The organism is Paraburkholderia sp. GV068 (assembly GCF_003058125.1).
GTDB classification, from domain to species: Bacteria; Pseudomonadota; Gammaproteobacteria; order Burkholderiales; family Burkholderiaceae; genus Paraburkholderia; species Paraburkholderia graminis.
In genome coordinates, this window is the sequence record NZ_QBUB01000032.1 from 1 (window position 1) to 21,992 (window position 21,992).

A 21,992-nucleotide genomic window follows, 5' to 3' on the forward strand; every position below is an offset into this window, starting at 1 on the left:
ATCGGTTCGCACACTTCACAGCGCCCATTTCAACCACCCGGCACTGCTTCGTTCTGCGTCGCTGCATCAGCAGCAGAGAAGCGAGATTATGAAGATCGAGTGACAAGCCGTCAACCCCCTCCTCGAATTTTCTTTTGCATGCGCGCACGACGCTCGTCACGTTCGCGCGCTACATATATATAGAGAGCTTCCACATAGGACGACGAGGACAACCTGGGACAACGCACTCGTGTGAACACGAGCAAGTTGGTCTATAGTTACAGGTCTGCCATTCGTCGGTCGCGCACAGTATGAAGACCGGCAACAACATGCGACGAATTGCTGCGCACAATGCGCGCGAAGGCGCAAGCTCGTATATAATGCGAGCCGCGCGAATTTCGCACATTCTATCGGCCCGCTCCAAGCGGGCTCATCTTTTTTGCTCCCCAGAGCACACAGCCTTATAACCGCGTTGAGTCACTCAGGTGATGTTGAGCCATGCTCGAAACGCCTGACGGTCGCGTCTTGCGTCTCATAGCGAAGCCTCTCGAGGAGAATACGTGAACCCTTTTGATCGCGAAGATTCGCAACACGAAACCGCAGCCTACACAAAGGCTCCGTCGGGCCGTACGCCCAAGGGCAAGGGTGCGGGCAAAGCGATCCCCGTGGCGGCCGAACTGCCGCCGCAGCAAGCCGAAGAGCGTCAGCGCCAGATGCGTGCGCTGATCCAGTTGGGCAAGGAGCAAGGCTACCTGACCCATGCCCAGATCAACGACCACCTGCCCGATAACTTCGCGCAGACGGCGGCGATCGACAGCATCGTCAGCGCGTTCAACGACATGGGCGTGCAGGTCTACGAGCAGGCCCCGGACGCCGAAACGCTGCTGCTGAACTCGAACGCCCCCGCTGTCGTCTCCGACGATCAGGCGGACGAAGAAACCGAAGTCGCGTTGTCCACGGTCGACTCCGAGTTTGGCCGCACGACCGACCCGGTGCGCATGTACATGCGCGAAATGGGCGCAACCGAGCTACTGACGCGCGCGGGCGAAATCGCGATCGCGAAGCGCATCGAAGACGGCCTGCACGAAATGGTGCAGGCAATCGCCGCATGCCCGCTCGCAATCTCCGCGATTCTGGCCAGCGCCCAGCAAGTCGCGGACGGCGAGTTGCGCATCGACGAACTCGTTGACGGCCTGAACGAAGACAACGTCCCTGCGGAAGAAGAAACCGCCAGCGCGGACGCCGCAGCCGACGTCGACGCGGATGCCGACGAAGACGACGACAGCGATAGCGACGACGACGTCGGCCCGGCCGACTCGTCGGCGGCAGACGAAGCACGCCTGAAGCAGCTCACGAGCGACTGCCTCGAAATCTTCGCGCAAGTCGGCATTCTGTACGACCAGATGAACGCGTCGCACACGCGCGGCGACGTCAGCTCGAAGGCGTACCAGAAGGCGCGTGAAGAGATCCAGCAGCATCTCGCGAAGATCCGCTTCACGGCGCGCACCATCGACCGTCTGTGCGGCGACGTGCAGCATCAGGTCGCGCAGGTGCGTGCAATCGAGCGCAACATTCTGCAGATCGTCGTCACGAAGAGCGGCATGCCGCGCGAGAAGTTCATCGAATCGTTCTCGGGTCATGAGGCTGATCTCGGCTGGACCGAGCGTGCGGCGCGCGGCAACACGCCGTACGGCGCGGCGCTCGAGCGCCATCTGCCGGCGATTCAGTCGGAACAGCAAAAGCTGATCGATATCGAAGCCACGGTTTCGCTGCCGCTCAAGCATCTGAAAGAGATCAACCGCCAGATGGTCGCGGCTGAATCGAAGATGCGCAAGGCGAAGAGCGAGATGATCGAGGCGAATCTGCGTCTCGTCATTTCCATCGCAAAGAAGTACGTCAATCGCGGCATGCTGTTCCTCGATCTGATCCAGGAAGGCAACATCGGCTTGATGAAAGCGGTGGACAAGTTCGAATATCGTCGCGGCTGGAAGTTTTCCACGTACGCAACGTGGTGGGTTCGTCAGGCCGTGACGCGTTCGCTCGCGGACCAGGCGCGCACGATCCGCGTGCCGGTGCATATGATCGAGACGATCAACAAGCTCAACCGCATTTCGCGCGAGATTCTGCAGCAGACGGGTCAGGAAGCGCATCCGTCGGTGCTGGCCGAGCGCATGGATCTGTCGGAAGAGAAGGTGCGCGGCATTCTGAAGATCGCCAAGCAGCCGGTGTCGATGGAAACGCCTGTTGGCGACGACGGCGATGCCACGCTCGGCGACATGATCGAAGACTCGGCGGCTTCGTCGCCGGCGGATGCGGCGATGCAAGCCGACTTGCGCGCCGCCATCGACGACGCGCTCGACTCGTTGTCGCCGCGCGAAGCGAAGGTGCTGCGCATGCGCTACGGCATCAACACGAAGTCGGATCACACGCTGGAAGAAGTCGGTAAGCAGTTCGACGTCACGCGTGAGCGCATTCGCCAGATCGAGAGCAAGGCCATGCGCAAGCTCATGCATCCGAGCCGTGCCGATCGACTGAAATCGTTCCTCGACCGCTAAGCAACAACGTCCGCATCACATCGCGCTTGCCGTGCACATCGCACGGCAAGCGCGCCCCGCCTGAAATCCTCGAGTCCCCTCACGCAGTTCGTCCGTTCAGCCGGACACTCTCACGAGCAGTCAGATAAGCAGCGAAACGATGCCGCCAAGGGTGATGCCCGCCGCGAGCCAACGTCCCGCTGTGTAAAAAGCATTGCGCTCTTCGTGCGGCTGATCCGGCCGTTCGAGTCCGAGCGTGCCATACGCAAACGACTTCACCGCCGACGAGTCCGAACCCGAAGCGCCTTCGCTTGCCGCATCAGGCGCAAGAGCCGCCGCAGCGGCGCCTTCGCTTGAGATATGCACAGCCGCGTCCTGCTCAGACGTGTTCGAGTTAGAGGAGCGCGACGCAGCGTCATCGCCCGAGCCGGCAGACGATAACGAAGCATTCTTCGCTGCACGAGCAGTGGCTTGTGATGTCGACGGCAATGCGCTGTCGATTTGCATTGCAACCTCCGTTCGTTTCTTCAAGGCTTGCGGCGCAGAGCCGCTTACAAGCTGTATCGACCGTGACCGGCTGAAACTTGAAGCCCTGTAAGGGAGCGTAAGTGCAAGCGCCCAACACCACTATCATTGTTGTCCACAGAAACTGGGAACAAGCCTGTGGATATCCTGCGCAAGACTCGCTCAAGTGTCTGAGCGCGCACAGTTTTCATCGCGTGCACGTGCTGCGGCTCGATCGTACGCAAGCGAACAAACACGCGCCGCTCAAGGCATCACAAACGTCTTCACGAGCGTCAGTTCGCCGGCTTTGCGCATCGGCACGCGGATCGTCTCGCTCTTTTCGCTGGGCGTGTTTTCGTTGCTGATGATCGTCACCTGAGCGACCGTCATGTCGCTGCGGCCGCTGCCGCTGCCGTAGTAATTCACGTAGACGAGATAGGTGCCCTTCAACGGCGCGGCCGACGAATAAATCTCCGGCCCATAGCCCGTCGTCACGTCGACGTCCAGCGCGCCGCCGTTCGGCGTCACGCGCTCGCCGTACCATGCATGCGCGCCATCGGGCGACACCACATGCAAGTCGAGGTCCGTGCCGTCGGTGTCCCACGCGAGCACGACGCGCAGCTTCGGCTGCGTCTTGCCGCTGTAGGCGTCGTAGAACTGCACGCGCTTGCGGCTGCCGTCCGGCGCGCGCAGTTCTACGCTGTTGCTGCCCGCCGGAAACGCATAGGGCCGCGAAAACTTGCCGTCCTCTTCGATGCGTTGCGGCAACGGCGTGCCGTCGACCACCAGCGTACCGACCGTGTTGCCCTTCTTCTTCGGCGCGTTGCGAATCTGCCCCTGGATCAGCGCGAATCCCGACTGCCCTTCGGGCGTCGTCACCGATACCGCCGGATAGTGCACGTCCTGCGTATAGCGTTCGTTGTCGCCGCTGGTATTACGCCAGCCGTTCAGCGGCGCGCTCATGTCGATGTCGCTCGCCTGCGCGGCCGACATGCCCTGCAAGCATGCGAGCAGCAGCAAGCCGCGGCCCGCGTTCATCCATCCCGTCGTTCTGCGCTTCATCGTTACTGCTCCCGTCCCGCTATCAAAGTCGCTCGCTCTTCACGAGCATCAGGTCGCCGATTTTTCGCAGCGGCACCATCATCGTTTCGCGCCGTTCGTTCGGCGTGTTTTCGTTGAAGACCAGCGTCAACGTCGCGGTGATCACGTCGCGGTCGTGCGCGGCGGCGTCGAAGTTGTAGCCGGTCGAATCGAAATTGCCCCAGTAGTTCAGAAAGAAAAGCCACGTGCCATGCTCCGGCGCCGCCGACGAAAAAATCCCCGGCCCCGCGCCGTCCACGGAATCGACGTCGAAGCCGCTGCCGTCTTCCAAAGTCGGATTGCCGAAGAACGCGTGCAGGCCGCCAGGCGTAATCACATGCAAATCGACCTGCGCACGCGGGTCGTCCCACGTGACCATCGCGCGCAGCTTCGCCTGCGGCTTGCTGCGGTCCGCTTCGTAAAACTGCATGCGCTGACGCTGCCTGCCATCCGCGGAAATCAGTTCGACGCTGTTCGAGCCCGCACCGAACGCCCACGGCCGCGCGAACGCGCCTTCGTCGTCGGTATAGAGCGGCGTTGCATTGCCGTTGACGACGAGCGTCGGCGGCTTACGCGCGTGCTTGTCGATCTGCCTGAGGCGTCCTTCGATCAGCGTGCGATAGCGCTGCGCGCCGCGATCGATCGGCGGCCGCGGATAAGCCGCGACGAATTGCTCGCCTTCGTTCGTCAGCCCGCTATGACGCCAGCCGCCGAACGCGCCGGTCAGATCGGCGACAGCGCCGTCTTTCCCAGCCGCGTAGGCGTCAGCGAAAAGACCCGCGCCGAATGTGCCCACCACGCCCAAAGCAGCCGCACCCAGCAGCGTCGCGACACGCGAGCGAGCCCAACTCGCCGCCGAAGACCGCCTCAACCGGAATAAAAACGTCACGTCGTTCATTGGATCGGATTGTCGGTACGAATCAGCACGCGCGCGGTGCGCTCGACGAAATCTTCATCGAGCCCACGCGGATGGTGCTGAAACGCGAGGTGAACATATTCATGTGCGAGCGCGATGCGATCTTCCTCGCTCTGCAGGCGATACACATACACGCGATTGCGCTGCGCATCCGCATACGGACGTCCTTCGCGGACCGCGCAGACCGCCGGCAAATCGGGCGTCTCGTAGCCGGCTGCGCCGTCCATGCGCCGCGCCCACAACGGCGCGTTGCGCTGCAGCCATTCGCGCGCGCCGGCCACCGCGACGCAATCGCCGGACAACGGACTCTGGAACGAAGTCAGCGTCGCCTGCGGCCACGTGCGCGCGAGGATCGCGTCGAACGTCAGTCCCGTTTGCGCGGACGCCTTCGCGGCGAGCCAGCTCATTTGCCCAGGTGCGGCCTTGTCGTGGTGATACTGCACGGGCACGCCGGTGAGCACGAGCGCGTCGGTCACGTCCGCGGCACGGCGCGCCGCTGCGGTCGGCGCACGCGGCAGAACGCGCTGCGTGTTGCTGCTGTCGTCGATACGCAAGCAGCCGTGATCATGCGCGCCATGCTGTACGGCGTAAGTGCGCGCCGCCACGGCCAGCGCCTTGGCCGCTTCCGGCTGCGCCGTGTCGCCTTCGCGCTCGACCACTCGCGCCACATAGTCGTTCATGCCGAAGCGGCCGATCAGTTGCGGCACGCCCGCCGCATTGCGATCGAGCCGCAGTTCTCCGCGGCTCGTCACGCGCGCCCAGTTGCCGTTCACAAAGCCCACGCGAAACTCGCCGTTCAGCGGCCCGCCGGGCACCATCGCCGTCGGTCGCTTCGGACTCTTCTCGCCGAGCACTTCGCGAATCGGATAGCGGCTGAAAAAATCGACGACGACGCATGCGCCGTCATCGGGCACAGCGACTTGCGTGAGCAGCGGCGCGATGCGGCGCAGCGGACGCGAGCACGCGCGCGCTGCCGCCAGGGCCGCCGAGCCAGATCGGCGTGCCGTCCGCGAGCCAGCCTGCCGCGCCGCCCACCGATGCGCCGGGCCGCGCCGCGTCGGGCATCGTCCAGGTCTTCGCGCGCAGCAGGCTGCCGTAGAGCGACACGGTGCCTTCGCCCCGGCCGCTCGTCAGCACCGAGACCAGCGTGCTCGCCGCCGCTTCGCGCGGGCGCGCCGGCATCGCCTGCAATGCGGCAAGCAGTTGCGCGACGGGCACGCGCTGCGTCGGAGTCATCGCGTGAAGGTTGCGCAGCCAGGTTGGCGCATTCGCGGCGGTCCAGTACTTGCGCCAGTCGACGGGATCGAGTTGCAGGCGCGCGGGCTCGAAAAAGCGTCCGCACGATTGCACGAGTGCGTGTTCGCGATCGATACGACCGCCGGTCATGCAGCAATACACTTCTTCGGGATCGCCGCCGCTGCATGTGTAGTCCGGCGTCGCGATGTTCCGGTCCACGAGATAGCCGTAGACGAAGAGTTTCCATACGCTGCCGAGCGGCGTCTCCAGTGTCGCGGGCAACGGCACCGCGGATTGCGGCGAGAGACCGACAGCGGCGCCGCCGGCGTCGGCCTGCCAAAGCTGGCTTTGTCCATCACGCAGCCACGCAAAGCGCAATGCCTGTTTGGACGCGGCACCGGACGCAACGGAAGCGGACGCCGATGCCGACGCCACCGCCGCATACCCGCGCTCGACATTCGCTGCAAACAACACGCACATCGCGGCCACGGCGAACGCGATCCGCAGCATTGCTGCAACGCGACCGCGTACCGACCTGACGAGCGTGCCGAGGAACATTGCCGACGCCTCGCTATTGAATGCGCAGCGTCGTCGCGCGATCGCTCTTGCCGCCTTCGAACGCCTTCGCATCCGGCTGATACATGCGGAAGTAGCGCGCGGGCGGCAATGCGAACGTGCCCGGCAATGCGAAGCGCACCAGTTGCCGCAACGCGACCGGACGGTCGAGCAAAGGCACCGGCTGATGATACGAAAGCTCGCCCATTTCATACGATGCCGCGCGCGCGAACGGTTGCGGCCCGCTCTCGCCTTCCTTCTCGCCCGGCAAGCCGTCGATCGACACGCCCCAACTCGTCGCTTCGACGCTGCCGCCAGGCGGCAGCGGCACGTCGAGCAGCCCATAGTGATAGGCGTTGCCCGAACGCGGCGTGAGCGTCACTTCGTCGACGTACAGCGCATTGCTGTCGATTGCATCGCCCGATTTCACGAGACGTGCGGTGAAAGCCGAGCGACCGACGCTGCTCTCGGCGGCGCCCTGCTTCTTCGGATCGGCCTTCACTTCGAGCGGCTCGAGTTTGTAGAAGCGACGCGCGACCGTGATGTTCAGGCGACTGTCCTCGCTCGCATGACTGCGGAACGAGACGATTGCGCTGACGTCCGCGCGCGCGGCGCCTGCGTCGAGCGCGGACGGCAGCGCGGCCCCAGTCCATTTCCACAACGGCGTGCCGGTCGCTGTCGCAGCACGCGTCCAGCCCGCGCCTTGCAGCGACGGCAACGACGCAGCCGCCACGTCGCCGCCAAACGCCTTGCGCAACCAAAGCAACGTCAGCGCGCGGTCGAGCGTCGGGTAGTCGGCGCTGCTTTTCGCCAGCAACGCAGTTGCATCGACGCCCACGCCGTCGCCTGACATCGCAAGCAGGCTTTGCACGAGCGGCGCAGGATCGTTGCCCAACGCGACGCGTGCCGCGCTTGCCGCGGCATCAAAACCGTCCGGCATTTGAGCGCCCGTGCCGCGCGCCATGCTCGCGACCAGCAGCGTCGCCATCTGTTTGCCGCGCGGCGAGTCGGCTTGCGCGAACACGATGCTGTCCGTCGGGCTGTATGCGGCATTGGCCGCAGCGCGAGCCGATGCTTTCGCCGTGGCCGCCGCATCGCTCATCAAGTCAGCCGCGACGCCCGATACCGGTGTCGCAACCGGCAAGCCCATCTGCTGCATGAACCACAGCGCCAACGCACGATGCAACAGCGGCTCTTTCGCGCCGGCGTCGCGATACACCTCCATCGCGTGCTGCCAGTTGGCGGCGGGCAAGCTGATGCCGAGGCTGCGGCTCGCGAGCCAGTCCGCGTAATACGCGTAGGCCGTGACAAGCGCGCTGCCGCCGGTCGTGTCGCCCCACCAGCCGAACGTGCCGCCGACGCCCGCAAGCATCGCAAGACGTTGCCGCTGATTGCGCAGTAACGCTTCGATGCCCTGCGTCGAACTGGCGTTGTCACCACGGCCGATCGCGTCGTGTGCAAGCGCGAGCGGAATCAGCCGGCTCGACGTCTGCTCGGCGCAGCCATACGGATAGTCGATCAGATCGTCGGCCACGCGCATGAACTGGCTCGCCGCATTGCCGACGAAACGCACGCTCACGTCCTGCGCGTCTTGCGGTAGATTGAGCGGCTTGCCGGTATCGTCGAGTGTGACGGTGTTCTGGTGCAGATCGAGCCAGCCGCTTGCGTCGAGTCGAATCGTGGTCTGCAAGCGGTCCACGTCCTTATCGCCGCGGCGCAAGCTCGCGTTGATCACGCCGGCCTTCAACGCGCCGCTCGGCAGACGCAGATAATTCGCGCCGCGCTTGAGCGTGACCTTCTGATTCAGCGACAAACCGCCGCCCTCGACGAGCCACTGCGCGTCCATGTCCGCATCGGTCTGATTGAAGGCGATCATGTCGATGGCCGGCTGATCGTTGACGCGGAAACGCGACGGCCCGCTCCACTTCAGATACAGCGCCTTGTCCGAGCGCAGGTATGCGGTGCGCTGACCGACCATGCCATCGGGCGCGGCCGCGCGCACGGTGATGCGCCAGCGCGCGAGCGAGTCCGGCATCTTGAAGGTCATCGTCGCGTGACCGCTCGCGTCGGTTTTCAGATTGCCTTCCCACGCGGCCGTGTCCTGATCGTCGCGACGCGGCCGTTCCAGCACCTTCACGCCGCGCTCGTTGTAGTTCGCGCGTTGCGGGCCGCCGGGCGCGCCCTTGAGCGGCGAACGCGCGAGGTCGTAGGTAATGAACGACAGACTCGACGAGGTCCGCACGTTGTTGCGTCGCGGGTGATAGAAAAAGTCGACGATGTTCGGCGCGATCTCCGGCTGCAGCACGTAGACCATTTCATCGACCACGCTCACCGTCAGATTCGCCGCTTCCGGTTTGCCGTTCAACGTGCTGTCGAAGTTGAGCGTGACCGTGTCGCCGGGACCGTACACCGGCTTGTCGCTTTTCACATTCAGTTCGATCTGCGGCTGCGCGACCACGATGCCCGCGTTCTGAAACGCGTATTCGCCGGCATGCACGTACAGCACCGAAAACGTCATGTTGGGCGCGAAGTCCTCGCCGACCTTGATGCGCGCTTTCCATTGCATCGGCGTCACGCGTTGCAGTTGCAGCCAGTCGCCGCCTGCGCTAAGCAGCGCCCGCCGCTCGACGTTATCGCGTTCGAGCGTCAGCAACGCATCGTCGACGGGTAACGGGAACGTGATCAGCGCCTCGGCCGTATCGCCGATCTTGTACTTGTCGCGATCGAATACGATCTCGACGCTGCCCGGAATCGCCTTGAGCCCGTCGCCCGCGACCCAATGGCTGACGGCGGCGAGCAGATTGCCGCTATCGTCCTTCACCGACAGCATGTACGAACCGGGCTGATCGAATTGGACCGTGAACGACAGCTTGCCGCCTGCGCTCTTGGACTCCCTATTCGCTTCGCTCTTCAACGTGCCTGCGGCATGCGTTTGCGATTCGAGGCGCGTCCATTCCCATTTTGCTGGCGCATGCGCTGCGGGGTCGAGCGCGGCCAGCGCTTGCAGATCGAAGCTCACCTCTTCCTTCGGCTGCGAGAACGACTTCGCGGTCGTCAGGCGATACGGCGTCGCGCCGCGAGCAATCAGCACTTCGCGCGTCACGCGCACCTTGTACGCGGCGCCGTCCTGCGCGAAGAGCGTCAGCGCGTAACGGCTAGGTTGGGTCGCGGCCGGTAGCGTGAGGCTTGCGTTGCCGTCGCTGTCGGTCTTCAGTTCCTGCTGCTCGAGCTTGACGGGAAAGAGCCCCGCATAACGCAATTCGCCGTCGACGATCGTCACTTTCTGCGCGCGCAGCGTGACCGAAATCTTGCTGTCGCGCACTGGCTTGCCGTCGGGATAGCGCAACTGGATCTTGCCCTTCAGCGGCTCGCCGGTTGCGTAGTCGGCCTTGTCCATCGACAGGTTGACGTCGAAATGCGGCTTCACGTATTCGGCGACGCGAAACGCGCTGCCATACACGTCGCCGTTGTAGTCGAAGCGCAGCGTGTAGCCGCCGGCGGTCGCGTCGGCGGGCAGCGTGAACGACGTGTCCGCGCCTGTATCGGAAGCGAAATGCGCCTTCGTGGTCGCGACCGGCGAGCCGTTCGGATCGAGCACGTCGAGCTTGATGTCGGCCTCCGCGGGCGCCGACGATTGCGTCGCGTTCTGGAACGTGCGCCCGATGAATTTCACATGCACCGGGTCGCCCGGACGATACATCGGCCGGTCCGTGACTGCGTAGATTTTCGTGTTGTAGATCTCGCTGTCGTAATAGAAATTCTCGGACACGAACACGCCGCCCTGCGGATCGACGCCGAGCACATAGCTGCGCTCGGGGCTGACGTGTTGCAGCAGAAGCGCACCGTCGCCGCCCGTCGTGCCGCTTTGCAAAACGCCCACGCCGTCGGTCCAGTTCACGTCCGTATTCGCGACCGGCTTGCCGTTGTCGCGCCGCGTGGTCCACACGAGCATTCCGCTCGATGCCGCCTTCACGACCGCGACTGTATCCGACACGAACAGCAGCGTATGCGCGCGATAGTTGCCGATCACGGCTTCGACGATATAAAGCCCCGGCGGCAGCTTGCCCACCGGAATCATCACGTTGCCCGCGCTTGCCTCGATAAAGTTACTGCTGCTGCCCGCGAGGTTCACGCCTTTGGGCGGCTCGATCACTTTCGCGTCCCAGATCGGATAGCGAAAGCGCGCGACCAAGTCGTAGCCCTTCAGCGGCGCGAATTGCGAGTTCTGTTCAAATTGCGTCTGCTTGCCGGTTTGCTCGCCGAGCCTGAATTGCGGCGCGGCTTCGGTTGCCTTGCTGCGGGTCGCGAACGAAAGCACACGCTGCCATGCGCGGCGCGCCTCGGTGAACCAGCGGTCCCACAAATAAGCGAGCGTGTTCGCGAGCCCTTCGCCCTGATAATTCGGCGCGACATTCAGCCGATGCAAATTCTTCTGCGCCTTCAGAAAGTCGAGCGGTTTGCCCACGCGATACACGACGATGTCCGCGCCGCCGTAGGGCTGCAATGCGTCCTTGAAATCGCGGCCGGGCGCTTCGAGCCGAACCTGCGCGGTCTGATTGCTGCCGAAGCTCGCATCCGAGAGTAGGAAGAACGGTTGACCGTCCACCTTCTGCGAGCTGTAGTTGCTCGTCGGCGCGGCGTTCAATGTGGGATTCGCTGCGATGCTGGACTCGGTCGCGGCCGCGCTCGACGATGCGTCGTCGCCGGCGAACGCGGCGCTGCTTGTCGCCGCGAGCGCGATGGCCGCAAGCAGCGTCGCCAAGATAAGTGCCGAGCGACGGCGCGTGCTGCGCAACCAGTGGCTCATCGCGACAACGGAATTCATTCGGGTCATGGTGTCAAAAAGTCCAAACGAAACACGCCGACGAAGTTCGGATTGCCGTCGAGCGGTTGCCAGCGGGAATCTTTCCATTGCATCAGGTCGGAAACGGCGACCGCGCGCAGACCGGTATCGGTCGGCGTGACGGTGCCTGTGTGATAAGCGATGTAGCGCTCGAGCCAGATCATCAGATGCTGGTCGTCGCCCTGATCGAAGAACAGCAGGTCGCCCGGCAGCGCCTTGTTGACGTCCTTCGAAACGAAACGGCTATTGCGTTGAATCAGCGCGATGGCCGACGCATACGCGCCCGTGGAGCCGTCGATCTGCGTCCAGCGATTCGCGATCGTGCGCTGCGACGCGGACAGTTGCAGTTCGGGCGGCAGACTGCTTGTGTCCGCAAGACCGGTCATGCCGTTCGCGCGCAGCCATTTGCTGTCGTGTGTGCGCAGCGTTTCGCCGACGGCAAAGCGCACGAGGCCCGCGCAGTCGCGTTGCGTCCAGCGCGGCGTCGGGCCGCGGCGCATTTGCTGATCGACGATGCGCGTGAACCACGCGCGAAACGCAGCGGATTGTTGAGTGGTGAGTGCGTCGTGGTCGGGCGCTGTCGTGGTGATGCCGAGCGCGTGTGCGTAGGGCGCGGCGGCGGTTAGCGCGAAAAACGTGGCGATGCGCGAGAGGCATGCGCGGCGAGAAGCCGTGGTGACGCTTGCGGTGTTCGCATCCCAGGCCGCGAGCGCGACTCCTCGCGCCGCGTGCGACTCGCGAGGCGCACGCATAGCGCCTGCTACACGAAGGCGGCGCACTTAATCGCCCTCGGTGCCGGGCTGCTCCGCGGGCGCCTGAGTCGCGGCGTTGTTCGACGCGGTGTCGCCGCTGGCATCGCTGTTTGCATCGCTCTTCGCACGATCGAACCACCACTCGACCGGCACCCAGCCCGTCGAGCCAGGCAAGCTCTGCGGCAGCGACAACGACAGCGCCGGATAGTGCGCGAGCGCGCGCAGCTTCGGCGTCAGATGCGTGCGCGACGCGTTGCGGAATACGGCCTCCTGATCGGCCGGCAGCGCGGCGCCTGCTTCGCGTTCGATCAGCGCGGCCGCCGATGCAGGCGTCAGCGTGAGGATAGTGCGCGGCAAACGCTCCGGCGCGAGCGTATCGGCGAGCGCGGGGTAACGCTTGTCGAGCACTGCGAGCGTGTCGTCGACGAGACGCGCATCGGGGGAGAAAATCACGTAGCCGTGCGCGAGCGCGAGCGTCACCGGGAAATAGCGTTCCGCCGATAACTGCGAAGCGAACGACGCCTTGCTGCTCAACGCCGTGCCCGAGCGCGCGCTGACCGGCCGCTGCCACACGGTGACATCCGCGCCCTGCTCGCGCGTGCTGACAGGCAAGCGGCGATAGCCCGCGTCGTTGCCGTCCGCCTTCGCCGCCTTCGCTTCATAGGCGCCGATCACGTCGCCGAACGTCTTGCCGAGCGCGCTTTTGAGCGCCGCGATGGACGCGGCATCCTGCGCCTTCACGCGCGCGATGAACACCGGCGCGACCAGCGTCGACTTCGCGTACCAGCAGACAGCCGCCGGTCCTGTCAGACGATCGCCGATTGCCGCGGCCGCATCGCCGCCATCGGCGACCTTGCCCAATAGCGCCGATGCCTCTTTCCAGTCCGCCGGCAAGCTCGTGCACGCCGCAGCGTTGGCCGGCAACGCACGCCACAAGTCAGCGCTGTTCCACTGCTGCGGCAGCTTGCCAGGATCGATCAACGCCGAGGTGCGCCAGCTCGCCGCGGCGTTGCCGTTCGGCGAAAAATCAAAGCGCAACGCGTCGATGCCGGAAAAGAACGCCTGATAGCCGAACGACAGATAATTCGCCGACACGATCAGACGATGACCCTTCGGCGCATCGCCGGCCGCATCCAGCCGATAGGCGCGCGCGGCATCGTCGCGACCGGACGAGAGCATGTCGGACACAGCATCGGCGCGTTCGCTCAGCACACTGCCCTTTTCGTCGAGCAGCACGCCCGGCGCGGACAGCACGACCAGACGGTCGTCCTTCGTCGCGAACAAAAGCGTGCGGCCGACTGCAAGTTTCAATGCATAGACCGGCACGTCGCCCGAGAGCTTCGCGACCTGGCTCAGTTGCGAGTCGCTTGCAGCGACGTTGCCCACGCCTTGCAGCAATTTCGCAAGACCGTTCCGGCGGATGGACATGATCCAGTAGCCGAGCCGGCCGTCCGGCGAGCGCCACAGCAGCACATGCGCGGGTTCATCGAAAACGCGGCGAATCAGTTCGTCGCGCCAGTCCAGTTGATGTTCGAATGCGAGGCGCCGCAAAGCACCTTCGGCGGAAAGGCGCGTATTGGCCGATTCGTAATAGTCGACGAAGTCTTGCGTGAGCACGTCGTGAAGTAATGGCACACGCAACATGTCGCGCGGCAAACGCGAGAGTGCTTCGCTGTCGATCACCGCGTCGGGATGGTGAATATCGAGAACGACTTCCCCCGTATTGGCCGCCTTGCGATGTGCGAATGGACGCCACACCGCCTGAATGACGACGGCAGCCACGATCAGAAGCACGGCCACGAGGATTGCAATCTTTTTACGCGACATCTTCATCTGATTTTTTCTGTTCGATGCGACGATATTAACGTCGATGCCGGTCGCATTAAGCCGCCGTAACCGATCGCTGAAGGCAGCGATGATAACCGATATTTTTAACCGCACAACAGCCGAAACTGCATTTAACAAAATCGAGCTGACCTCGATTAATGCAGCAGGAGATTATAAAACCGTGCGTCGCCGTGCCAGTCGGCTAATGCCGTAATCGTCTCACAGCTCGCGCGGCAATATCGTTTTCATTAGAGGCAAAAAACCTACACGAGCCGGGTCTTTGGATTACGCACAATTTTAAATGCCGGGCAGCGTATGCAGAACGGAATCACTTCCGTTCTGAAGTTAGCCAATTGCCGCCGTCGCCCGCATCGTCAAAAATCCTTCATGATCTTTTGCCCATAATTCGACGGTTTTACCATCCGTCGACGGCGCGCCGCACACCTTGAAAGGCTGACCGGCAAAGGTCGGGCGAAGCGCCTTGTAGGCAAAACTCTGCAGCGTGGCTTCCGGCTGCTCGCGGCGCACGAGGTCGGCGAGCAGCGTCGCGATCAACGGACCGTGGACAACCAGCCCAGGATAGCCCTCCACCTGCGTCGCATAAGGCTCATCGTAGTGAATGCGATGGCTGTTGAAGGTCAACGCCGAATAGCGGAACAACATGACGGCGTCGGCGTCGATGGTGCGGCTCCACGTTTCGCCTTCCGGCGCGAGTTGGGGCCGCTGCGGCCGCGCGTCGGCCGGCGGCGCATCGCGGTAGACAATGTCGTGCTCTTCTTCAAGCTTCAATTGACCGTCGACCTCGATCGTGTTCTGCACGGTCACGAAAACGAGGCGGCCGGAGCGCCCCGTCTTTTCTTCGATGTTCGCAATCGTCGACGTGCGCGTGGCGTGCTCCCCCACTTTCAGCGGCGCATGGAAGGTCAAGCGGCCGCCCGCCCACATGCGGCGCGGCAGCGGCACTGGCGGCAGAAAGTCGCCGCGCTTCGCATGGCCGTCGGGGCCGGCTTCGGAGAGCGGCGAGATCGGCAAAAAATAGAGCCAATGCCAAAGCGGCGGGATCGTATCGCCGGTTTCCTCGCGATTCAGCGTCGCGGCCAGGGCCGCCAGCGGAAACGCGGTGATGTGGTCTTTGGCGACTTGCTCTGCGCCGAGCCAATCGTCGAGTTTTTCTATTACATCGGACATGGCATGCCTCCGGTGAGCATTCAGATTCACAGCACCTACTATGGACGACGCGATACGGTTCCGCAAAGCTCAACGTTCTATCGCATCGATGAGAATTGCAGAGCAAGAGTCGGAGTGCGCGGCGCCGGACACGCGCTTACACTGAATCATCGTTCGTATATCGCAGAGGGAGACAGTCATGAATACGGTGGCGAAGCCGTCGCGCCATAACCCGGCTCACGCAAGTTCGCTTGCACCGCGCATCGAGGCGATCGACTGGTTCAACGTCGAAGAAGAACTGAACGGCTATGGATGCGCGATGTTGGCCAAGCTGCTGACCGGCGACGAATGCGACGCGCTCACCGCGTTATATCCGCACGAGGAGTTGTATCGCAGCCGCGTTGTGATGGCGCGGCACGGTTTCGGGCGGGGCGAATACAAGTACTTTGCGTATCCGTTGCCGCCGTTGATCGCGGAGTTGCGCCACGGGATTTATCCGCATCTCGTGCCGGTGGCGAATCGCTGGAATGAAGTGATGCGAATCGATGTCCGCTATCCGGCGGCGCACCCGGAGTTCATCGAGCGCTGTCATGCCGCGGGTCAGACGCGCCCTACACCGCTGATCCTTCAATACGCCACCGACGACTACAACTGCCTGCATCAGGACCTTTACGGCGAGCACGTTTTCCCGCTACAGGTTGCGATTCTGCTGTCAGAACCCGGCGACGACTTTACCGGCGGCGAATTCGTCATGACCGAGCAGCGTCCGCGGATGCAATCGCGGACGGAAGTCGTGCCGCTGCGCAAGGGAGACGCCGTGGTGTTCGCGGTTCATCATCGGCCTGTGCAGGGCACGCGCGGGGCGTATCGGGTGAATCTGCGGCATGGGGTGAGTCGGTTACGGTCGGGGCGGAGGTGTACGGTGGGGGTTATTTTTCATGATGGGAGTTGAGGGGGTTGTGCGGGTTACCTGCTGCCAATCGACGTAGTGCCGGGACAGGCAACGCCCACCACGCGAGACAGCAATGGCCTGCATGTTCTCAATGGTCAACGGCTTCGTTCGGCTTCCGCGGTTGTGGCGGGCGCGAGTAGCAGCCCTGTCGCCGGGTCGAGATTCTTTTCACGCGCCAGTTTTGCAACGAGCGATTCGGCAGGCTTTTGCGGCGGCTTGGCCGCGTCCTGTTCCTTCTGCCACTGGAAGGTGCCGTCCCATGCGGGCAGTTGCGCCGGCGGCAGCGGCACGATCTGGTCGACATCGGGGACTTTCGGATTCAGACCTTCATTGTCGTCGAGGAATTTGCGGATCGCTCTGTAGCGGCGCGAGCGTTCGGGATCGTTGGGAACAGCAAGGTAGTACAGGCGATCGTCCGGCGGGGGGCCCTTGAAGCCGTTTTCCATGAACGACGCAGCTTGGCTGTTTCCCGCCAAGACGCCCTGCTGGAAAGCCCTAAGGGCCTCGACATAGAACTTATCCGTCAAACGATCAAGAGCCAGTGAGGTCGCGGCCTTGCCATGTCCCTGGTCGGCTGCACACCGGTACATCTGCAACGCAACCGCGGGGGCGGCATCAATTGGGTCCAGCTTCTCCGCGAGGTAATACTGTGCATCCGGGCTGCCGAGGTCCGCCGCCTTGCGGAAATAGCGCAAGGCCGTCACGCTATCCTGCTTAAGGCCGTAGCCGAGTTCGAGGTAATGCGCGACGTCGTAATAGCCGCCCGGCACGCCCTGTTTCACCAGTTGCACCGCCAGATCGACCGCCTCTGTCTGTGCGTTAGGTGAATCCGCCAGGCCCGTCGACACCAGCGCCTGAAGATTGGTGTTGGCCTTGTAGTGATCGTGGGCTGCCGCAATCCGGTAATACCGCGCGACATCACTGAAATCCTTTGGGCCGTCCTGCTTCTGCAGCCAGCGGGCATATTTGAACAACTGGTCCGCATCCGGATCGAGGGGGGGCAGGTGGTCGGCCTCACGCACGCAGGTAAAGGCGAGATTCGCGCGCACGGCGCTCAGGTCAGGCAGTGAAGCCAATGGGCTCCCCTTCGTGCACGCGCAGACAAGACTCGCCAGCACGGCGACAACAACGCCTCGCCTCATGAAATTGCCCCGGAATTATCAACGGCTTCATACATGGTTCAGGCTGTCTCGTCGGTGTAAGCCACAAGACGCCAGCGCGCATTGGTCCGGTAAATGCGCATGCCGAGCAGCGCGTCGAGTCCCGGAATGGGCCGGGGATTCTTCATGGCAAGTTGCGGCATCGTCTCGCCTTTTCTGAAACGGCATGTCGCTTCGAGATTCCGGTCTGCCCAGCGCCCGTCGCTCCAGATGCCGTCCTGCGGACATACCGCGCCCGTGGACACCACCGTGCCGAGCGGCACGCGTTCGGCTTCCGCGGTTTTGGCGGGCACGAGTGGCAGCCCTGTCGCCGGGTCGAGATTCTTCTCACGCGCCAGTTTTGCAACGAGCGATTCGGCAGGCTTCTGCGGCGGCTTGGCCGCGTCCTGTTCCTTCTGCCACTGGAACGTGCCGTCCCATGCGGGCAGTTGCGCCGGCGGCAGCGGCACGATCTGGTCGACATCGGGGACTTTCGGATTCAGACCTTCGTTGTCGTCGAGGAGTTTACCGATCGCCTTGTAGCGGCGCGAGCGTTCGGGATCGTTGGGAACAGCGAGGTAGTCCAGAGTATTGGACGGAGGCGGGCCCTTGAAGCCGTGTTCCATAGACGACGCAGCCAGGCTGTTTCCCGCCATGCCCCCCCGTTGGTAGGCTATGAGTGCTTCGCCGTAGGACTTATGTATCGTACGGTCAATCCCTAGTTCGAGCGCCGCCTTGCCGTGTCCCTGGTCCACTGCGCATCGCCACATCTGCTGGGCAACATCCGGCGCCCTGTCGATCGGAAACAGTTGTTGAGCGATGTAATACTGCGCATCCGCATTACCCAGATCCGCCGCCTTGCGGAAATAGCGCAAGGCCGTCACGCTATCCTGTTTAAGGCCGTAGCCGAGTTCCAGGTAATGCGCGATATCATAATAGCCGCCCGGCACGCCCTGTTTCACCAGTTGCACCGCAAGGTCGATTGTCTCTTTCTGTGCGTTAGGCGAATCGGCCAGTCCCGTCGACACCAGCGCCTGAAGGTTCGTGTTGGCCTTGTAGTGATCGTGCGCTGCCGCTATCCGGTAATACCGCGCGACATCGCTGAAGTCCTTTGGGCCATCCTGTTTTTGCAGCCAGCGGGCGTATCTGAACAACTGGTCCGCATCGGAATCGAGCGACGGCAAATGATCGGCCTCATGCACGCAGGTAAAGGCGAGATTTGCGCGCACGGCGCTCAGGTCAGGCAGTGAAGTCAATGAGTTCTCCTTTGTGCAGGCGCACGCAAGGCCCGCCAGCAGGGCGATAAAAATGCCTCGTCTCACGGCTCAGTCCGCGTAAGTGCGCTTGGGCGACGTACGCAGAAAGCCCACGACAGATGCCACCGGGGGCAGCTTATTGCCCTGGTTCTGAGTGTTCCGAAAAATGACGCGACTCCACTGCTTGTACGCCTCCGGAATGTCGTCCTGCGCGCCCAGATCGTTGGTATGAAGCGCCCACAACTGCTTGCGCAGCGCGCGCGTCGCTCCGCCATGCTCATGGCAGATATTCAGTTCGCTGTCGACTTCCATGCTGCGCCGGTTGACGTTGGCCGAGCCGTGCGTCGTAAACACGTCGTCGACAATCATCAGCTTCTGGTGGATGTAGACGTAGTCCCACTCCTTACCTGCCGGCATATCCGGGGCGACCAAAGTACAGACCAGCACTTTCATGCCGGGCATATCCTGCGGCGGCACGAGATCCCCGTCCTTCGTCAAGCCGTCCGCGCTGACGCTAGCCGTCCGGCGTTGCTCCTGCCTCGTCTGCTCGAGTTTCTGCTGTAACTCGCTCTGTCGGGCCTGTCCGTCCTGAAGGTAGTTGGCCAGCCCTTGCATATGCGAGAAATCCGCGCCCTGCATCATCGCGCGCTTGCTGGCGGCCTGTTCGTCGGCGAGCTGCTTCTCTAACGCCTGTTCCTGCTGCGCAAGCTGGTCGTTCCTCTCCAGTTTCTCGATACCGGGCATCCGGTCGCCGTATCCGAGCGCATCGAGCATCTGGTAGGTGCTGACCGTCCCGAGGCCGATGCCGTCATCGTTCGAGTTCGTGATCACGAACAGATAGACGACGCCGTGCTTCGCGGGATTGCGTCCGCCCGCTATCTGCGCGTTGACGTTCTTCCGCAGCTTGTCCGCCACGGGCATGTAGCGGAAATACTGGTTTTCGATATACACAAACTTCGTCGTGTTGTTCACCGCCTGGAGGTACAGCGCTGAGATGTCCTTGGTGGCGTCCTTGCTGCCCTTGCCGTTCTTGCCGAACTGTGACTGCGTGCGCACAATCTGCGCCATGACCGGCGTACCGTTTTTCGGGTCGCGGCGCAGCGTCAGTCTGCCAGCCAGTGCCGCCCGAGCGTGAGTCAGGTTCTGGCCGGTTGCGTCGTCCCAAGCCTGGCAGAAGTTACGGTTCAGGCAGTCGAGGATCGGCCCCGTTACCTTGGCGGACATGTCTTGTCTGGGATGAAGGCCGTTGCGCCCCATCCGCGGCGCCTGCCTCAGGTAGGTGTGGTCGTCCCTGTCCCAGTATTCGTCAAGCGTGTTGTGCCCCATCACGAACCCGATTGCCTGTTCCGGAACCTCGTAATCGACAAGCACCATCTTCTGGTGATGCGAGGGCTCAGCCGTCATCGCCGCAGTGTTGACATCTCTAAGCTTGGGATCGCCGTGCGGGCCGCTCATCCAGGTCCGCCATGCGATTTCAGCGCGTTCCCTCAGATCGAAATCGCGCGTGGCGAATTCGATGTTCTTCAATGGCTTCAACGCGCCCGGCAATGCGCCGAGTACCGCCGTCGCGGTAGACTTTGCCTTCGACAACGGATTAACTCTCGTCTCGGCTGAAGTCCGCGTCACATTATTCAGGTTAGCTCGTCGGTACCAGAGCTGATCGAACTCCTGCTGGGCACGGGTACGGCCGTCGCTTGCGGCACCCGCCAAGCCGAATATTCCGTGGTTACCAGGCATCATGTCTTCCGAGAAGGAAGCCACGTGCAGCGAATCGCTCCAGACCAGCAGCCGGATCTTGATGCCGGGTTTTTCGAGCCCCTTGAATTCGAGCAGTTCACCAATTGACGGCGAACCGTGCGCATCGCCGCCGCGTCTGAAATACATCGACGGCTGGAAACCCCAGCACAAAATATCGATGCTGTGCTCCGCCTGCCGTATCGCGTCGAACACAGCCCCAAATGCCGCCTCGCCGTTCACGAGCGGAAGGTACGTTGCGGGCGCAGGGTTGTATTCGGTGTTCTGCACAAACCACGGGGACGGGACCGTTGCACTGCGGGTGCTGGACAGCGCGACCGGAACGGTAATGGATTGTTGTTTTGTCATTCAGACGTCCGTATCAGGGTTGAGCAGCTTGTTGTAACTCGTGCGGTGTTCCGCGCGATCAACCGCCCCAGCAGCCGTACCGGGCCGGCCTTGGTGAAACGGAATGCCCTGATTGGCGAGTGCGCCGTTGTCAGCGTTGCCCCGGTATTCTTCCGCAACGGGAATCGTGTAGCTGACGCCGTTCGCGAGCTTCAGCGAGTATTCCTGCGTCGTGGGATGGTGATCGATCTGAAGCAGCCCGGTTTCATCGAATACACCCTGCTTAACCAGCGCGCCGCCAGCGAAAAGCTTGTAGGGCATGCCGGCCGACATAGCTGCTCTCGTCGCCGGCGATCCCGCTGTATTTACCGTGAACGGCACGGTCGGCAGACCGGCCAGCGAAGGATGGTTCAAGTCGAGCGGCATGTTCAGCGACGCTTTCCCCTTCTTCTGAACGGTAATGGTCTTGATGAACAGATCGAGCGGGCCGCCCAGCGTGATGCTGCCGTCCTTCAACTGGATGAACGCGCCGCCTGACTCGAGTATGAGTTCCTTCTTCGCACTGATGCGCACTGTGCCGTTGACGCTTGCCATCGTCAGGTCTTGTGCGGCGATCAGCGACATGGCATCGCTCTGCGCCTGAATTTCAACCGGGCCTTTGGCCGCAAAAATCTTCACGCCGAGCTTCTGCGCGAACAGTGAGATCTTGTCGCCCGCTGCAACCGTGAAGCGTTTCGTCACGCTCCAGTCGGCGTTCTTGCCGGCAACGGTTGAGATACTTTCCTGCGCCGCGAACTGCACGCCGTCGCCCGCGACAATGCCCGCTGATGCGGGCGTGCTCATCAGCAGTCCCGGCTTCTTCAGGCCGTCGAAATCCTCCTTCATCTGCTGCTGTGCGGCCGTGTCGGCAGGCTCGGCCTTTGCGCTGCTGGCGGACGCAGCGAGTGCCTTTGCAAGTTCCAGCGCGCTCTCAAGCTGCGCAATGGTTTCCTGCATGTCGAGCTGCTTGCCGCTCGCGCCGGGGCGGTCATAAGTCGTGACCATGATGCCCTTGCCCGCGCGCAGCGCCCCCCAACCCGATGACCTTAGCTCATAGCCTTCGCCCCGATATTCGAGCTTGCTGTTGACGAGGTAACCAAGATTGAGTTGCGACTTGCCCGAATGCTCGGT

Annotated in this window: 13 protein-coding genes and 1 pseudogene; 2 read left to right on the top strand and 12 right to left on the bottom strand. The window is 62.9% G+C overall.

Annotation, left to right across the window (positions count from 1 at the left end):
- Window positions 1-539 precede the first annotated feature (539 nt).
- Window positions 540-2,534, top strand: coding sequence for an RNA polymerase sigma factor RpoD (gene rpoD / locus C8K18_RS32600; RefSeq protein ID WP_053859622.1), 1,995 nt, complete (start codon window positions 540-542; stop codon window positions 2,532-2,534).
- Between the two features lie 120 nt (window positions 2,535-2,654).
- On the opposite strand, the gene C8K18_RS32605 is transcribed toward rpoD, so the two are convergent.
- The 8 genes and pseudogenes from C8K18_RS32605 to C8K18_RS32640 form a co-directional block, all read right to left on the bottom strand.
- The gene (locus C8K18_RS32605) at window positions 2,655-3,020 is read right to left on the bottom strand and encodes a hypothetical protein (protein WP_107711026.1); all 366 of its coding nucleotides are present in this window, start codon (window positions 3,018-3,020) and stop codon (window positions 2,655-2,657) included.
- Between the two features lie 261 nt (window positions 3,021-3,281).
- Window positions 3,282-4,079 (bottom strand): YfaP family protein, encoded by a 798-nt coding sequence (locus C8K18_RS32610; protein WP_181324966.1) that lies wholly within the window; start codon window positions 4,077-4,079, stop codon window positions 3,282-3,284.
- Window positions 4,080-4,101: 22 nt separating this feature from the next.
- Window positions 4,102-4,995: a YfaP family protein gene (locus C8K18_RS32615; RefSeq protein ID WP_107711028.1), complete on the bottom strand. Its 894-nt coding sequence runs from the start codon at window positions 4,993-4,995 to the stop codon at window positions 4,102-4,104.
- Window positions 4,992-6,729: pseudogene (locus C8K18_RS32620) on the bottom strand (DUF2300 domain-containing protein). Before C8K18_RS32620 ends, C8K18_RS32615 begins: the two are co-directional and overlap by 4 nt.
- Window positions 6,730-6,820: 91 nt before the next feature.
- Entirely contained in the window at window positions 6,821-11,638 is a 4,818-nt protein-coding gene (locus tag C8K18_RS32625; protein WP_107711029.1) for an alpha-2-macroglobulin, read from the bottom strand.
- Window positions 11,635-12,399 (bottom strand): DUF1175 domain-containing protein, encoded by a 765-nt coding sequence (locus C8K18_RS32630; protein WP_107711030.1) that lies wholly within the window; start codon window positions 12,397-12,399, stop codon window positions 11,635-11,637. Before C8K18_RS32630 ends, C8K18_RS32625 begins: the two co-directional genes overlap by 4 nt.
- A gap of 27 nt (window positions 12,400-12,426) precedes the next feature.
- The gene (locus C8K18_RS32635) at window positions 12,427-14,232 is read right to left on the bottom strand and encodes a DUF2138 domain-containing protein (protein WP_107711031.1); all 1,806 of its coding nucleotides are present in this window, start codon (window positions 14,230-14,232) and stop codon (window positions 12,427-12,429) included.
- A gap of 339 nt (window positions 14,233-14,571) precedes the next feature.
- A complete protein-coding gene (locus C8K18_RS32640; protein WP_107711032.1) occupies window positions 14,572-15,414 on the bottom strand; it encodes a MaoC family dehydratase N-terminal domain-containing protein in 843 nt (280 codons plus the stop codon).
- A gap of 178 nt (window positions 15,415-15,592) precedes the next feature.
- Between C8K18_RS32640 and C8K18_RS32645 the strand changes: the two genes are divergently transcribed.
- Window positions 15,593-16,345, top strand: coding sequence for a 2OG-Fe(II) oxygenase (locus C8K18_RS32645; protein WP_107711033.1), 753 nt, complete (start codon window positions 15,593-15,595; stop codon window positions 16,343-16,345).
- 95 nt (window positions 16,346-16,440) lie between these two features.
- On the opposite strand, the gene C8K18_RS32650 is transcribed toward C8K18_RS32645, so the two are convergent.
- The 4 genes from C8K18_RS32650 to C8K18_RS32665 all read right to left on the bottom strand — a co-directional run.
- Window positions 16,441-17,421: a sel1 repeat family protein gene (locus C8K18_RS32650; RefSeq protein ID WP_308810928.1), complete on the bottom strand. Its 981-nt coding sequence runs from the start codon at window positions 17,419-17,421 to the stop codon at window positions 16,441-16,443.
- A gap of 104 nt (window positions 17,422-17,525) precedes the next feature.
- On the bottom strand, window positions 17,526-18,806 hold the full coding sequence (locus C8K18_RS32655) for a sel1 repeat family protein (protein ID WP_258196248.1): 1,281 nt from the start codon (window positions 18,804-18,806) through the stop codon (window positions 17,526-17,528).
- Window positions 18,807-18,809: 3 nt separating this feature from the next.
- The gene (locus C8K18_RS32660; RefSeq protein WP_107711036.1) at window positions 18,810-20,843 is read right to left on the bottom strand and encodes a phospholipase D-like domain-containing protein; all 2,034 of its coding nucleotides are present in this window, start codon (window positions 20,841-20,843) and stop codon (window positions 18,810-18,812) included.
- Window positions 20,844-21,992: type VI secretion system Vgr family protein (locus C8K18_RS32665; RefSeq protein WP_132384651.1), on the bottom strand; the 1,149-nt coding region annotated here is incomplete at its 5' end. It abuts the gene before it with no gap.

Bases quoted from the DNA above. Each gene is read 5' to 3' on its own strand.
- C8K18_RS32635 (WP_107711031.1), bottom strand. From the start codon at position 14,232: ATGAAGATGTCGCGTAAAAAGATTGCAATCCTCGTGGCCGTGCTTCTG.
- C8K18_RS32630 (WP_107711030.1), bottom strand. From the start codon at position 12,399: ATGCGTGCGCCTCGCGAGTCGCACGCGGCGCGAGGAGTCGCGCTCGCG.
- C8K18_RS32640 (WP_107711032.1), bottom strand. From the start codon at position 15,414: ATGTCCGATGTAATAGAAAAACTCGACGATTGGCTCGGCGCAGAGCAA.
- C8K18_RS32610 (WP_181324966.1), bottom strand. From the start codon at position 4,079: ATGAAGCGCAGAACGACGGGATGGATGAACGCGGGCCGCGGCTTGCTG.
- C8K18_RS32625 (WP_107711029.1), bottom strand. From the start codon at position 11,638: ATGACCCGAATGAATTCCGTTGTCGCGATGAGCCACTGGTTGCGCAGC.
- C8K18_RS32660 (WP_107711036.1), bottom strand. From the start codon at position 20,843: ATGACAAAACAACAATCCATTACCGTTCCGGTCGCGCTGTCCAGCACC.
- C8K18_RS32615 (WP_107711028.1), bottom strand. From the start codon at position 4,995: ATGAACGACGTGACGTTTTTATTCCGGTTGAGGCGGTCTTCGGCGGCG.
- C8K18_RS32605 (WP_107711026.1), bottom strand. From the start codon at position 3,020: ATGCAAATCGACAGCGCATTGCCGTCGACATCACAAGCCACTGCTCGT.
- C8K18_RS32645 (WP_107711033.1), top strand. From the start codon at position 15,593: ATGAATACGGTGGCGAAGCCGTCGCGCCATAACCCGGCTCACGCAAGT.